Consider the following 12,912-nt stretch of genomic DNA (forward strand, 5'->3'; position numbering starts at 1 on the left):
CCGGGACAAGCCCGGCCATGACGGGGTGATGAACGTGTAGCCCGCATGAGCGCAGCGATATGCGGGGAGGGACCGTGGAACGAAGCCCCGGGTGTCGCTTCGCTCACCCGGGCTACGCGCGCCGCAATTTACGCCGACTGTTTCGCCCGCTCTGCCGGCGCGTCATCGAATCCAACGAACCGCGCCGCTTCGCTCACCGGCTTGCGCTCCGACACCACGGCATTCGCCGGGAAGGTCTCGTCCGGCCAGCCGAGCGCGATCGCCTTCATGATCACCTGATCGTCTGGAATGCCGGCGTGTTCGCGCACCACCGGCGACTGCATGATGCCCTGGCTGTTGATGACGCAGCCGAGCCCGCGCGACCACGCGGCATTGACCAGCGCGTTGGTCACCGCGCCGCAGTCGAACGGCGTGTCGTCGCTGCCGTCGAGCACGCGGTCGTAGGTGATGATGACGCAGACCGGCGCGTCGAACTGGCGGAAGCCGCGCATCACCCAGTCCTGCCGCATCGCCTTGTCATCGCGCGCGATGCCCATCGCGCCGAACAGCTGCTTGGCGACGTAGACCTGGCGGTCGCGGTGCACGCCGGCGAACGGCTGGCCGATGCGGAACTCGCGGCTGTGCGGCACGCCGGCGAGATTGCGCTCGGTGTTGCCGGCGCGGATGCGGTCGAGCGGCTCGCCGGTGATGACGTGGAAATTCCACGGCTGGCTGTTCATCGAGGACGGCGAACGCATCGCCAGCGTGAGGATCTCTTTGATCAATTCCCGCGGCACGGGATCGGGCTTGTAGCCGCGAATGCTGCGCCGGCCGAGAACAACGTCGTCATACTGCATCGTCTGGTTTCCCCCAAAGCTAATGGTTGGGGGGATCATCGCGGGTTCGGCCGTGCAGTGCAAGGAGGAGCGCGAACGGCGGATTCCGTGGGGTGGGCTAAGCGCAGCGGAGCGCGACAGATGCGTCCGCGCCTTTGCCCACCTACGAAATCATCACTTGGCCTCGCTTTTGCGTTCCTTGGCGTCGCGCAGGTTCTGCTCTTCCTTCTGCCGCAGCCATTCGTGGGTGTCCGAGGTCTTGCCGCCGCGCAGGCCCTTGCCGGTGTTCGGATCGCCCATGTTGTTCATGCCGAAGGTCGAGTCCTTGCCGACCGACGGGTTGGTGCCCGGGTTGACCTGTTCGCCCTGATTGGTCGAGGTCGACTGCGCCATCGCGGCGCCGGACAGCAGAACCGCGCACGTCGCCGTCATCACAAGCTTCATCATGTCCTGTCTCTCGCTGAGTGTGCCGGGATAAACGACGGCGCGGGAGGAAGTTCCGATGCCGGCGGATCGGCCGCAGGCGTGCGCAGGAGCGCGGCTCGATCGCCTTCTTCAAATCATTCCATGATCCGCCGCGCGCACCCGCCCTAATATGGCCCGACTTCGCCGGTTTGTGGCGCGCCCTTTCGGAGATGTCGGACCATGCACGAGCGGCTTTCACCGGGCCAGCCGCGGCCCTTCGGCTGGCGCTGGATCGGCCACATGCTGTCGCTGCGCCGTGGCCAGGTCGCGGCGATCCTGGCGATGACCGGGATCGTCTATGCGGCCGGTCTGGCGTTTCCGATCAGCACGCAGAAGGCCGTCGATGCCATCGTGGCGGGACGGGCGGATTGGGCGCTGGCCGGCCTCGCGCTCGCGGCGGTGGTGGCGCTCGGCATCGATGCCGCGGTGTCGTCGTGGCGGCAGAAGCTGGTGATCCGGCTCGTCGCCTTCATCGACCGGCGGGTGTCGCGCAAGGTGTTCGCCCATGTGATGCGGGCGCGGATCGACGCTGCCGATTTCCGCTCCGGCGATGTGCTCAATCACTTCCAGCAGGCCACCAAGATCCGCGACTTCGTGCTGTATCACCTGCCGCACGTCATCTTCGACGCCGGCGGCGCGATCGTCGCGCTCGGCCTGATCCTGTACTACGACGTCGTGGTCGGAATCAGCCTGCTGCTGATCACCCCGGTTCTCGCGGTGCTGACCAGCGAGAGCCTCGGCGCGGTCCGCAGCGTCGCGGACGATTACTACGCGACCATCGGCGTGCGTCAGAATGTGCTCACCGAAAGCGTCAACGGCCTCGCCACCATCAAGGCGCTGGCGCTGGAAGGCGGCCGGATGCGGCGCTGGGATCGCGTCACCGGCGCGATGCTGGACAAGCTGTGCGAGCTGATGGACATCAACCGCGTCTTCGTGCTGCGCTCGCAACTGGTATCGCGCGGGCTCTCGCTGCTGGTGATCGGGATCGGCTGCTGGCGCATGCTGCAGGGCCATCTCACCGTCGGCGAGTTGCTGGCGCTGCAGCTGCTCGCCGGGCGGATCACCGGCCCGATCCTCGCCGCCGGCGACGTCTATCGGACCTATCAGGAAGCCGACGTCGCCGTGCGCCGCATCGCCGGCTTCCTCGCCGAACCGCGCGAGCAGGCCAGCGTGCGTCCACCCGTCCGGGCGCTGGCGGCCGGCGGCATCGTGCTGTCGAACGTGTCGCTGACCTATCCGGGCGCCGAGCGGCCGGCGCTGCACGAGGTCAGCGTTGCGCTGCCGCCGCGCGGCGTCATCGCGCTGGTCGGCCGCAACGGTTCCGGCAAGTCGACGCTGATCCGCATCCTGCTCGGGCTGCGCGGCGATTATGCCGGCCGGGTCGAGATGTTCGGCCACGATTTGCGCCACTACGATCCGCGCTGGCTGCGCGGCCGCATCGGCGTGGTTGATCAGGACACTGCGCTGTTCTCCGGCACGGTGCGCGACAATCTCGCGCCCGGCCGCGACGCCGGCGAGGCGGCGCTGCATGACGCGCTGGCGTTCGCGGGCGCGACCGGATTCGTCGCTGCGATGCCGGGCGGCCTCGATGCCGAACTCGGCGAGGGCGGGCGGACGCTGTCCGGCGGCCAGCGCCAGCGGCTGTCGATCGCCCGCGCCGTGGTGCGCGATCCGCAGCTGGCGCTGTTCGACGAGCCGACCGCGTTCCTCGACGCCGAGGCCGCGGTGGCGCTGGAGAAGCGCTTGGCGAGCTGGGGCCGCGACCGCCTGCTGATCCTGGTCTCGCACCATCTCGCCGCCACCCGCAGTGCCGATCGCATCCTGGTGCTCGATGGCGGCCGCCTGGTCGGCGAGGGCAGCCACGACGACCTGCTGCAGTCCACGCCGGAATACGCCTCGCTGTGGTCGGACTACGCGCGATCGCTGGAAGGCGCGGCGTCGTAAGCGCAATTGGGTCGCGAGCTAATCGTTAATCTCTTACGGCGTAGGCTGCTGATCGTGTCTGCCGATCGAGGGCGCGCATGATCAGAGCCTATCTCGAAGCCCATTGGGTCGCGGCCGCGCTGGCGAAGGGCGTGTTGCTGCTCCTGCTGCTGCCGCTCGGGGTCCCCGGCGGCGACCGCGCGCTGCTGCTGGTCTATCTGGCGTCGCCGATCTACATGCTGCACCAGGTCGAGGAGCACCTCGGCGACCGCTTCCGCACTTACGTCAACAGCGTCGTGTTCGGCGGCGTCGAGGCGCTGACGCCCGGCGACGTGCTGCTGATCAATCTGCCCGGCGTCTGGGGCATCAACCTCGCGGCGCTCTATGCCGCGTATTTCATCGCCCCCGGCTGGGGCCTCGCCGCGGCGTATCTGATCCTGATCAACGGCATCACCCACGTGGCGATGGCCGCGCACCTGCGCAGCTACAACCCCGGCCTCGCCAGCGCCGCGCTGGTGTTCATCCCGTTCGGAATTTACGCCGTGCTGCATATCCCCGGCACTGGCCTGCAGCACGCGGTGGCCCTGGCGATCGCGCTAGGCGTCCATGCGGCGATCGCGCTGCATGCGCGGCAGCGGGCGAGGGCGGGGCGTTTTAGCCCCTTCGCAGGCTAAGCGAAATATTCGACGAGATCTTTCTCTGGGATAAGAGGAGAAAAAAGGGAGAAATACGCAGCGCCTGTGATCCCCTCGAATTGTTCATACTCTATCTTGCGAGAGCCGGTGAGAAGAGTGTGTTCAAGTGCCATGTCGTCATAATCGTCAATGTAGACTATGCGTTGGACGCCGAGGTGGTACGCCTTCTTGGCGCAGAGCGTGCAGGTTGATGCAGTGGTATATAGGGTGGTGTTTGCGAGCGAAGTTCCTCCGGTCTTCGCGATCTGCAAGAACGCATTCTCTTCGGCGTGTAAAGCGCGTGTGTATTCAGCTTTCTTGACTTTCTGTATGGCTTCCAACTCCGACCGGAAACAGAATGGGGTTGTGTTTGGCGTTTTCTTTTCTATGTGCGATCGAAACCGATCGGATTTCTCATACTGGCTATAAGCCGCCTCAGTTTCGCTCGCTGTTGCAAGTTCTTGGCATGTTCTTAGCGAGCAGGGGACCTGCCCCTCCGGCGGATTGTTCCATCCAACTCCTAAAACGTATCCACTCTGAGCGATTACGGACGCCCCGACCTGACGCGACAGGCAGCCTGACATTTGTCGAGCGGTAGCGGCGATTTGCATGCAACGCTCGTCTTTGCTGGGAGATAGGCTGCCCGGCTTATGGATGAGTGATAAGAGACGAGCTAGATGATAGTGGAGATGGGTACGGCGTCCTGCTTGTGGACTAATAAAGATGTCCGCTTTCTGTGCACACGCAGGTATGTCCTGTCCCGTTATCCACCAAGCGATATTATCCTTCCCCTTACGGCAGTCCTGAGCGGAGCGGCCATCTGTGGGAGAATTTCCCCGCTCCTTCTGCCATACTTTATCGAGTTCAGTTTCGGTCATCACTTTGCGTAAGGAGGTCGCCCGATCTTTTAGGTGCTCTGTGTAGGCATACGAGATAGAATTCGGCGTAACGTCTTTTAAAGTACTCAATCTCGAATGGGTTTCGAAACGCATCGATCACAAACCTAGTCTTGCCATGGCCTTTCCGATAGCACCGGATAACCCTGCGGATAGCTTCAGGCAGTACGAACATGTTATCCGGATGGGGAGGTCCATCGCGAAACCCTCCGTATAGCCGGATCTTGTCGCCCGAGAGTTGCATCGTGGAGATAAAGTTAGCTATCGATTCGGTGGACCTGATCTCGCGCAACAGTTTCGTGCATGTTTCATATGCGTCGACAAGTTTAAGGCTGCTGTCGATTGAGAGGGAGTCAGTCGATCGTAGAAAGTTTAGGGCGGTAAGCGCCGCGCGATTTTCGTTTGCTTTCGTTTTGATGATTTCTGGAAAGTCTGCCGGGGTCTCCTCGTTGATTGATTGGCAGAAGAGAATGGCGATAATAATCGCTCCAACTTCAATGATTGTATGGGATTCCCATGGTGTCCTCGACCAAAGCCTGTGAAGTGCAGAATATTGCCGTGTTGCTAAGTCTGTCGATTCAGCAGGTTGGTCGGTGTAACTAGTTGGAAGCTCGAATTTTGTGTCTCGTTTTAGTATTCGCGCCGTCGTCGAGCAGCCAGATCCCGTGTAACCTGTTAGTCCAATTACAACAAAGCCGCGTTTGGCTGAGAATAGGGCGTCGGCGTAGTTTTTGTGGGATTTTGGAAAAGTGGTCACTGGCATGGTCCTACAAGTTGAATGTGTTAGTTGTTTCGATTTCTTAGTTTGTTTCAATAGGTGAATGGTATTGATGTCGTTGCCTGCAGTTCGCTACTGGATATCATTGTCTTGGGAGGGGTGTGCGCGTGAGTTGTTCTCTTGACAAAATTCCTATAGGATCATATACCTACCCTCGTCCCGTCCACGAGGGGCGCTTCTAGAGGCGTCTTGGAGTGGGGCGGGGTGTGGCGCCTGCGGGCGGGGGGCAGACGTGCTCCGCGCACTCGGGACGCTTCGGGTCACCGTCCGGGCCCAATACGAGGCCCTGCCACTTGTTAGTTGGCTGGACGTGGCTCAGGCGAACGGCGGGAAACCGTCGGGATGAGGCGGTGCGGAGTGCATCGTGCCTGCGCCCGGAAGCACGGTCCTGAAGCGACAAGTCGCCACGGTGGAGCGCCGGAAGGCGTTTCCGCGGCCTCCGGGCTTCGGCGATCCGAAGTTCGTGCTGCGGCCACTACCAAGGTGCGCCTTTCGGCGCTCCGCCGCCCCTCACGCGTGCGAGGGGCGGGACGTCCGCAAAGCTCGGGCGCAACGGCGCCGCGAGGTCGCGGACGTTCGGCCGGGGTGCTGCCGCCGAGGTGGCGGCGCCCGGGCCCGCGGTCCGGAGGCGGCGTGCCGCGCCGGGCTGCGCGCTCCGAGCCACGGCGAGTGCGGCCCCGGATGTCGCTGCGCTCATCCGGGCTACGGGCCGACCCTCCAGATTCCGCCGTGACCGCAACGCGCTTTTGCGCTAGGCACGGCCTCAACCTCCGGAGCGCCTGATCGATGAGCCGTCGTACCAAGAAACCCCTCGCCAAACGCGGTCCTGGCGGCGATCGCCCCAAAGCGGGCGTAAAAGCCGGTGCCCGGCCGGCGAAGGCCGGGTCGGCGAAGCCGGGGGCGTTCAAGGCGGGGCCGGTGCGCGGCAATCGCGGCGAGGACGGCCGGCCGGTGTCGGCGCGGCCGGTGCGCAAGCGCGCCGAGCGGCCCGCCGCTGAGCGGCCGGGCGAACGGTTTGCCGGGCGGTCCGGTGCGGCGCCGCGTCCGCGGCCTGACGCGCTCGCGCCGGAGCCGGACAAGGCCAAGCCCGACGCGCCGCTGCCGACCAAGGTCGAGACCGTCACGGTGACGGCCGACGAGAACGGCATGCGGGTCGATCGCTTCCTCGAGGCGCGGTTTCCCGGCCTGTCGTTTTCCCACATCCAGCGCATCGTCCGCAAAGGCGAGCTGCGGGTGAACGGCAAGCGCGCCGACTCCAAGGACCGACTGGAGGAAGGCCAGAGCGTGCGGATTCCGCCGCTGAAGCTCGACGCGCCAAAGCTGCCCGGCCATCTGTCCGAAGCCGAGCAGAAGACGCTGGCACAGCTCAAAGAGATGACGCTGTTCGAGGACGCCGACGTGCTGGTGCTGAACAAGCCGGCCGGCCTCGCGGTGCAGGGCGGCAGCGGCACGACGCGGCACATCGACCAGATGCTCGAAGTGCTGCGCGACGCCAAGGGCCAGAAGCCGCGGCTGGTGCACCGCATCGACAAGGAAACCGCGGGCTGCCTCTTGGTCGCCAAGACCCGCTTCGCCGCCACTGCGCTGACCGGCTCGTTCCGCCACCGCTCGGCGCGCAAGATTTATTGGGCGCTGGTCGCCGGGGTGCCGAAGCCGAAGCAGGGGCGGATCTCGACCTATCTGGCCAAGGACGAGAGCGAGGAGGATTCGATCATGCGCGTCGCCAAGCACGGCGACGACGGCGCCAGCCACGCGGTGACGTACTACGCGGTGGTCGAGACCTCCGGCCAGAAGCTCGCCTGGGTGTCGCTAAAGCCGGTGACCGGGCGCACCCATCAGCTCCGCGCCCACATGGCGCATATCGGCCACGCCATCGTCGGCGATCCGAAGTATTTCAATATCGAGAACTGGCAGCTGCCCGGCGGCCTGCAGAACCGGCTGCATCTGCTCGCGCGGCGCATCGTGATTCCGCATCCGCGCGGCGGCGTGATCGACGTCTCCGCGCCGCTGCCGCCGCATATGCTGCAGAGCTGGAACCTGCTCGGGCTCGAGCACGACCGGTTCGATCCGATCGAGCATGCGCCGGAGGAATGAGGCGACGCGCGGCTTGCGCGCAAGGCGGGCGATCACGACATGCAGATGATGAAACGGATCGCTCGTTGTCTTCTCGTGTTCGCGCTGATCGCCGCGCCCGGCGCCGCGCTGGCGCAGCTGATGCCGGGGCAGGTGCCGACCGTCACGCTGCCGCCGCCACCTCCACCGCCGCCGCCACCCCCGGTGGTCGTTCCGACGGTGCCGCAGCTCGACGCGCCGGCCCCCACCCCCCGGGCCCAGCTGCCGACGCGGAGCCGCCGCTCGTTCGGCGACCGCATCACCGATTGCCTCACCGACGGCAACGCCGCGCAGCTCTCGCCCAACGACCGCGCCGCCTATTCGCGCGCCTGCGCCAATCAGTAAGCGCTCAGCAAGGACACTCAGCCGATGCGTGACCTCATCGACGACGTCGCAGGCCGGTCGCAGCTCGAGCCGGAAGAAGCGGTGCGGCGCACATCTCGCGCGGCGCTGCCGAAGCGGTTTTACAAGAGCGCCGAAGTAACTGAAACCGCGGACGGCTTCGCCATCACGCTCGACGGCCGGCCGGTGAAGACGCCGTCGCGCAATGCGTTGGCAGCTCCCACGCGTGACCTCGCTGAAGTCATCGCCGCCGAATGGCAGGCACAAGGCGAGCAGATCGATCCGATGACGATGCCGATGACGCGGCTGGCGCACAGCGTGCTCGACGGCGTGGTCGGCCGCATCGACGAGGTCGCGGCCGACGTCGCCAAGTACTTCGGCTCGGATCTGTTGTTCTATCGCGCCGGCCATCCCGAAGGCTTGGTGGCGATGGAAGCGCAGCATTGGGATCCGGTGCTGTATTGGGCCGCGAGCGAATTCGGCGCGCATTTCATTCTGGCCGAGGGCATCATGCATGTCGCACAGCCGGAGCCGGCGATCGCCGCGGCGCGCGCGGCGATGCCGCAGGACGCCTGGTCGGTCGGCGCCTTTCACGTGGTGACGACCATCACCGGGTCGGCGCTGCTGGCGCTGGCGTTGGCGAAAGGCGAGCGCGACGCCGATCAGGTGTGGGCCGCTGCGCATGTCGACGAGGACTGGAACATCGAGCAATGGGGCCTCGATGAGGAGGCCGCAGCGCGCCGCGCCGCGCGGCTGATCGAGTTCAAGGCCGCCGCGCAGGTGCTGGCGGCGCTGCGCGGAAGTTAACGAGGGGTTTACGGCGTTCGGTTAGCCTCGTTCGAATTGTCGCGCGGCGAACGGGTGCTCATGGCGATCTCCGTCAATCCGAACCTTCCCCTCGTCGCTCTGCAGGGCGTGACGGCCGACGTCACGTTGCAGCCCGGCACGGTGGTGCAGGCCAAGGTGCTGGCGATCCTCGATAACAGCCAGGTCCGCATCGCCATCGGCGGCCAGACCGTCGAGGCGACCACGCAGGTACCGCTGCAGGCCGGCCAGACGCTGCAGGTCGCGGTCTCCCAAACCGATCAGGGCGTTCGCCTCGCCATCGTCAATCAGCCGGTCACGACCAACGCGCCGGCCAATCTCGCCGCGGCGAGTCTCACCCTCGACACCGTCACGCTGGCGCCGCAGGCGATCACGCTGACCGCGCAAGCCGCGCCGAGCCTCGCGACGACCACCAACGCGCTGACGCCGCTGCAGGTCGCGGTGCTCAGCAATGCGGCGCAGACCGCGGCGACGCAGCAGACCGGGCTGTCGTCGCTGTTCGCCAATCTCGACGCGGTCACCGCTCTCGCCAGCCTGCCGCAAACGGTGCGTCAGGCGGTGGCGCAGCTGCAGTCGCTGCGCACCGCGCTGACGCCGGCGCTGACCGGCGCCGATATCCAGCGCGCGGTGCAGAGTTCGGGCATCTTCCTCGAAGCCTCGCTCGCGACCGCGCAGCCTGCGACGGCCGGCACGGATATGAAAGCGGCGCTGATCGTCTTGCGCCAGGTGCTAAGCACCGCGCTCGGCGGCACGGCGGCGGCAAATGCCGGCGCCACGCCGCTGCCGACGCCGCTGCTGCAGAACGGCCAGCTGCTGGCGCAGACCACGCTGCTCGCCGCGCAGAACGATCTGCTCGGCACCCCGGCCGAAACCGCGACGCAGACCACCGCGCCGTTCGTCGCCGCCGATCGCGCCACGACGGCGCCGACGCTGGCGGCGATGACGACGGCGACGGCCGCGTCCGCGGCCGATACGGCCGAGCAGGCGCTGCTGCGCAGCGTCATCAATCAACTCAGCACTGTCGAAGCCTCGGCGACCAAGACGGCCACCAGCGCAGCGACCAACGCGGCCAATACGGCCGCGACGCTGAGCGCCTTGCAGGAGGCCGTGCAGGCCAATCCGCAGACTGCGGCGATGCTGGCCAAGACCGGCTTTGCCGGCAACGCGCTGCTGCTGTCGCTGCTGCCGGCGGTCAGCGGCGCGCGGGTCGGCAAGGTCGACGACAATGCGGTTGCGCGGACCAACACGCCGCCGCCGCCGATCGGCGGCGCGCTGCCGGCGGCGCAGCCGGTGATGCCGGCGAGCCTCGAGCCGCACACGCCGCTCGACGCCGCGCTCCGCCGCGTCCTCACCGAGACGGAGGGCTCTCTGGCGCGGCAGACGCTGCTGCAGGTCGCCTCGCTGCCGGACCGCACCGACGGCGCGACGCGGCCCGATGCGCTGCAGCCGCGCTGGGCCTTCGAGATCCCGTTCACTACGCCGCACGGCACCGCGGTGGCGCAGTTCGAAATCTCGCGTGACGGCGACGAGGCGCAGACCAGCGCGGCCGCGAACCGGGTCTGGCGCGCGCGGTTCTCGCTCGATGTCGAACCGGCCGGCCCGGTTCACGCACTCATCTCGTTGCAGGGGGATAAGACTTCGGTGAAGATGTGGGCGGAGCGGCCGTCCACCGCGGCGCAGCTTCGCGCCGGCGCCGCCCAGCTCACCGCCGCGCTCAGCCGCGCGGATCTCACTCCCGGCGACATCATCATTCGCGAAGGCGCGCCGAGCGCGCCGCCACCGGCCTCCGCCGGCCATTTCCTGGATCGCGCGCTGTGACCATCGACGTCAAAAATCCGATCGCGGTCGCGCTGCACTACGATCACGGCGGCGCGCCGCGCGTGGTCGCCAAGGGCAAGGGTGCGATCGGCGCCAAGATCATCGAAGTCGCCAAGCAGAACAACGTCCCGATCGAGGAGAACGAAGTTTTGGCCGGCGCGCTTTCGCACGTCGAACTCGGTGACGAGATTCCCGAAGAGCTGTACAAGGCCGTCGCCGAAGTGTTGGTGTTCGTGCTGAAGCTGTCGGGCAGGGGGCCTAAGTGATTTGGTCCGTCATTGCCAGCGCAGCGAAGCAATCCACCGCGGTGCACTGACCTGGATTGCTTCGTCGCGGAGCCTGTGCTCGGACGGCGCGAAACGCCGATCCGAGCGCTTCTCGCAATGACGGAGGCGCATGTACTTAGTCCCCGCCATCCTTTCACCACGAGCCGCGTGCATCCTCCGCGCTTTGCTGATCGCGAGGATATCGCTTGCTGACCCGCCGCACCGCCCTCGGCCTCTGTGCCGCCGCCCTGGTCCCCGCCCGGGCTTTCGCCGAAGTCGCGCCGCCGCGCAGCGAGATCCGCGCCAGCCTGGCCAAGCGGTTCGCCGACGAAGGCACCGCGGGCACGTTCGTCGGCTACAAGACCGACGATTACTTGATCATCGCCAGCGACCCGCAGCGCTCGGGGCAGGCGTTCCTGCCGGCCTCGACCTTCAAGGTGCCGAACTCTTTGATCGCGCTGGAAACCGGCGTCGTCGCCGATCCGGATAAGGACGTGTTCAAGTGGGACGGGATTCAGCGCAGCATCGAGGCGTGGAACCGCGATCACACGCTACGCAGCGCCATCGCCGCCTCTGCGGTGCCGGTGTATCAGGAGATCGCGCGGCGGATCGGGCCCGAACGGATGCAGAAGTACGTCGATCTGTTCGACTACGGCAACCGCAACATCGGCGGCGGCATCGATCAGTTCTGGCTGACCGGCGAGTTGCGGATCGACTGCGTGCAGCAGATCGATTTCCTCGATCGGCAGCGCCGGCGGACGTTGCCGATCTCCAGACGAAGCCAGGACCTCGTCGCCGACATCCTGCCCGTCACCAAGGTCGGCGACGCGACGATCCGGGCCAAGACCGGGCTGCTCGGCGCCGAGCGTGGACAGCCGTCGCTCGGCTGGCTGGTCGGCTGGGCCGAGAAGGGCGATCAGCAGACCGTGTTCGCGCTCAATCTCGATATCCGCGAGCCGCGCCACTCGGCCAGCCGGATGACGCTGGCGCAGCAACTGCTCGGCGATATCGGCGCGGTGTGATTGCTCAGGTGGTCGTCGGCGCGGCGGCCGGCTTGGGCCTGCCGATCCGGCCGAGATGGGTGTCGTGGAAGCTCGAGCCGTATTTCAGCCCATAGCCGAGCATCCGGTCGAAACCGATATGGGCCAGCCAGATCAGCGCGATCGTGCCGGCGATCGGCCACAGGATCACCAGTCCGCCCACGGCCAGCAGCAGCGGCGCGATGGTGGTGTGCAAGGCGTTGTAGACCAGCGCGCCGACCCGCGGTCCGGCGAGATAGCCGAGGAAGCCGAGATCGGGCGCGAAAAACAGGATCGCGTACAACTCCCAGGGCGAGTCCGAGATCAGATAGAACAGCGTGGTGCCGAGGAACAGGGCCGCGCCTTCGGCCCGCAGCAGCGACGTCATGCCGCCGGTCACCGCGCCGGGATTGCTGGGTTGGCTGCTGGGCTCGCTCATAGGGGCCTCCTGAAAGGGGCTCGCGGTATATGTCGGTTTGCGGCGCAGCGCCATCGCGGTTTCGCATTCATCCGATGCAGTTTTGGAGGCGACGAGGGGTGCGGATCTGCAAACCGGTCTCGGCTCGCCCGGGAACGCGCCGAAAGGGCTATTCGCCGGGTGTGCCAAGGCAGTTTCCCTGCTCGGAAACCGTGCTAGAAGGCTTGATTATCGAGGCGATCCGGGGGCAATAGTCCGGTAACGCCTTGCGGCAGGACAACGACATCAAGAAGCGCGGCTGAATCTCATGAAACACATCCTTGAAGCACTCGACGACCGCCGGGCAGCGGCCAAACTCGGCGGCGGCGAGAAGCGTATCGACGCGCAGCACGCGCGCGGCCGCCTCACCGCGCGGGAGCGCATCGACCTGCTGCTCGACAAGCATTCGTTCGAGGAGATGGACATGTTCGTCCAGCACCGCTCGACCGAATTCGGGATGGAGAAAACCAAAATTCCGGGTGACGGTGTGGTCACCGGCTGGGGCACGGTCAACGGCCGCAA

13 protein-coding genes are annotated in these 12,912 nt (G+C 66.2%); 9 read left to right on the forward strand and 4 right to left on the reverse strand.

The window, feature by feature from the left end; all coding sequences use genetic code 11:
- Positions 1-128: 128 nt before the first annotated feature.
- Both IP86_RS11490 and IP86_RS11495 read right to left on the reverse strand, forming a co-directional pair.
- Positions 129-836, reverse strand: a complete 708-nt coding sequence (locus IP86_RS11490) for a nitroreductase (protein ID WP_054162664.1) — start codon at positions 834-836, stop codon at positions 129-131.
- A 153-nt stretch (positions 837-989) separates the two neighbouring features.
- On the reverse strand, positions 990-1,262 hold the full coding sequence (locus IP86_RS11495; RefSeq protein ID WP_054162665.1) for a hypothetical protein: 273 nt from the start codon (positions 1,260-1,262) through the stop codon (positions 990-992).
- A 198-nt stretch (positions 1,263-1,460) separates the two neighbouring features.
- Between IP86_RS11495 and IP86_RS11500 the strand changes: the two genes are divergently transcribed.
- Both IP86_RS11500 and IP86_RS11505 read left to right on the forward strand, forming a co-directional pair.
- Entirely contained in the window at positions 1,461-3,224 is a 1,764-nt protein-coding gene (locus tag IP86_RS11500) for a peptidase domain-containing ABC transporter (RefSeq protein ID WP_054162666.1), read from the forward strand.
- 77 nt (positions 3,225-3,301) lie between these two features.
- The gene (locus IP86_RS11505) at positions 3,302-3,877 is read left to right on the forward strand and encodes an HXXEE domain-containing protein (protein WP_054162667.1); all 576 of its coding nucleotides are present in this window, start codon (positions 3,302-3,304) and stop codon (positions 3,875-3,877) included.
- On the opposite strand, the gene IP86_RS28045 is transcribed toward IP86_RS11505, so the two are convergent.
- A complete protein-coding gene (locus IP86_RS28045) occupies positions 3,874-4,869 on the reverse strand; it encodes a deaminase (protein WP_082363957.1) in 996 nt (331 codons plus the stop codon). The two genes, IP86_RS11505 and IP86_RS28045, sit on opposite strands and share 4 nt — an antisense overlap.
- 1,468 nt (positions 4,870-6,337) lie before the next feature.
- Here IP86_RS28045 and IP86_RS11515 point away from each other — a divergent pair.
- From IP86_RS11515 to blaOXA, 6 genes are all read left to right on the forward strand, one after another.
- Positions 6,338-7,645, forward strand: a complete 1,308-nt coding sequence (locus IP86_RS11515; protein WP_054162669.1) for an RluA family pseudouridine synthase — start codon at positions 6,338-6,340, stop codon at positions 7,643-7,645.
- Between the two features lie 39 nt (positions 7,646-7,684).
- Positions 7,685-8,008: a hypothetical protein gene (locus IP86_RS11520; RefSeq protein WP_054162670.1), complete on the forward strand. Its 324-nt coding sequence runs from the start codon at positions 7,685-7,687 to the stop codon at positions 8,006-8,008.
- Between the two features lie 24 nt (positions 8,009-8,032).
- Positions 8,033-8,812, forward strand: a complete 780-nt coding sequence (locus IP86_RS11525) for an ATP12 family chaperone protein (protein ID WP_054162671.1) — start codon at positions 8,033-8,035, stop codon at positions 8,810-8,812.
- 60 nt (positions 8,813-8,872) lie between these two features.
- A complete protein-coding gene (gene fliK, locus IP86_RS29635; protein WP_054162675.1) occupies positions 8,873-10,648 on the forward strand; it encodes a flagellar hook-length control protein FliK in 1,776 nt (591 codons plus the stop codon).
- On the forward strand, positions 10,645-10,914 hold the full coding sequence (locus tag IP86_RS29640; protein WP_054162672.1) for an EscU/YscU/HrcU family type III secretion system export apparatus switch protein: 270 nt from the start codon (positions 10,645-10,647) through the stop codon (positions 10,912-10,914). Before fliK ends, IP86_RS29640 begins: the two co-directional genes overlap by 4 nt.
- Positions 10,915-11,120: 206 nt before the next feature.
- A complete protein-coding gene (gene blaOXA / locus IP86_RS11540) occupies positions 11,121-11,936 on the forward strand; it encodes a class D beta-lactamase (RefSeq protein WP_054162673.1) in 816 nt (271 codons plus the stop codon).
- Between the two features lie 4 nt (positions 11,937-11,940).
- Here blaOXA and IP86_RS11545 read toward each other — a convergent pair whose 3' ends face one another.
- On the reverse strand, positions 11,941-12,372 hold the full coding sequence (locus IP86_RS11545; protein WP_054162674.1) for a DUF4260 domain-containing protein: 432 nt from the start codon (positions 12,370-12,372) through the stop codon (positions 11,941-11,943).
- Positions 12,373-12,658: 286 nt separating this feature from the next.
- On the opposite strand from IP86_RS11545, the gene IP86_RS11550 reads away from it, so the two are divergent.
- Positions 12,659-12,912: carboxyl transferase domain-containing protein (locus IP86_RS11550; protein WP_283804777.1), on the forward strand; the 254-nt coding region annotated here is incomplete at its 3' end.

The sequence above is a fragment of the Rhodopseudomonas sp. AAP120 genome (genome assembly GCF_001295845.1).
Classification (GTDB): Bacteria; Pseudomonadota; Alphaproteobacteria; order Rhizobiales; family Xanthobacteraceae; genus Rhodopseudomonas.

Excerpts from the sequence above, each read along its gene's own strand:
- IP86_RS28045 (WP_082363957.1), bottom strand. The coding sequence starts at position 4,869 with ATGCGTTTCGAAACCCATTCGAGATTGAGTACTTTAAAAGACGTTACG.
- IP86_RS11525 (WP_054162671.1), top strand. The coding sequence starts at position 8,033 with ATGCGTGACCTCATCGACGACGTCGCAGGCCGGTCGCAGCTCGAGCCG.
- IP86_RS11490 (WP_054162664.1), bottom strand. The coding sequence starts at position 836 with ATGCAGTATGACGACGTTGTTCTCGGCCGGCGCAGCATTCGCGGCTAC.
- IP86_RS11505 (WP_054162667.1), top strand. The coding sequence starts at position 3,302 with ATGATCAGAGCCTATCTCGAAGCCCATTGGGTCGCGGCCGCGCTGGCG.
- IP86_RS11500 (WP_054162666.1), top strand. The coding sequence starts at position 1,461 with ATGCACGAGCGGCTTTCACCGGGCCAGCCGCGGCCCTTCGGCTGGCGC.
- IP86_RS11520 (WP_054162670.1), top strand. The coding sequence starts at position 7,685 with ATGCAGATGATGAAACGGATCGCTCGTTGTCTTCTCGTGTTCGCGCTG.
- IP86_RS11495 (WP_054162665.1), bottom strand. The coding sequence starts at position 1,262 with ATGATGAAGCTTGTGATGACGGCGACGTGCGCGGTTCTGCTGTCCGGC.
- fliK (WP_054162675.1), top strand. The coding sequence starts at position 8,873 with ATGGCGATCTCCGTCAATCCGAACCTTCCCCTCGTCGCTCTGCAGGGC.
- IP86_RS11545 (WP_054162674.1), bottom strand. The coding sequence starts at position 12,372 with ATGAGCGAGCCCAGCAGCCAACCCAGCAATCCCGGCGCGGTGACCGGC.
- IP86_RS11515 (WP_054162669.1), top strand. The coding sequence starts at position 6,338 with ATGAGCCGTCGTACCAAGAAACCCCTCGCCAAACGCGGTCCTGGCGGC.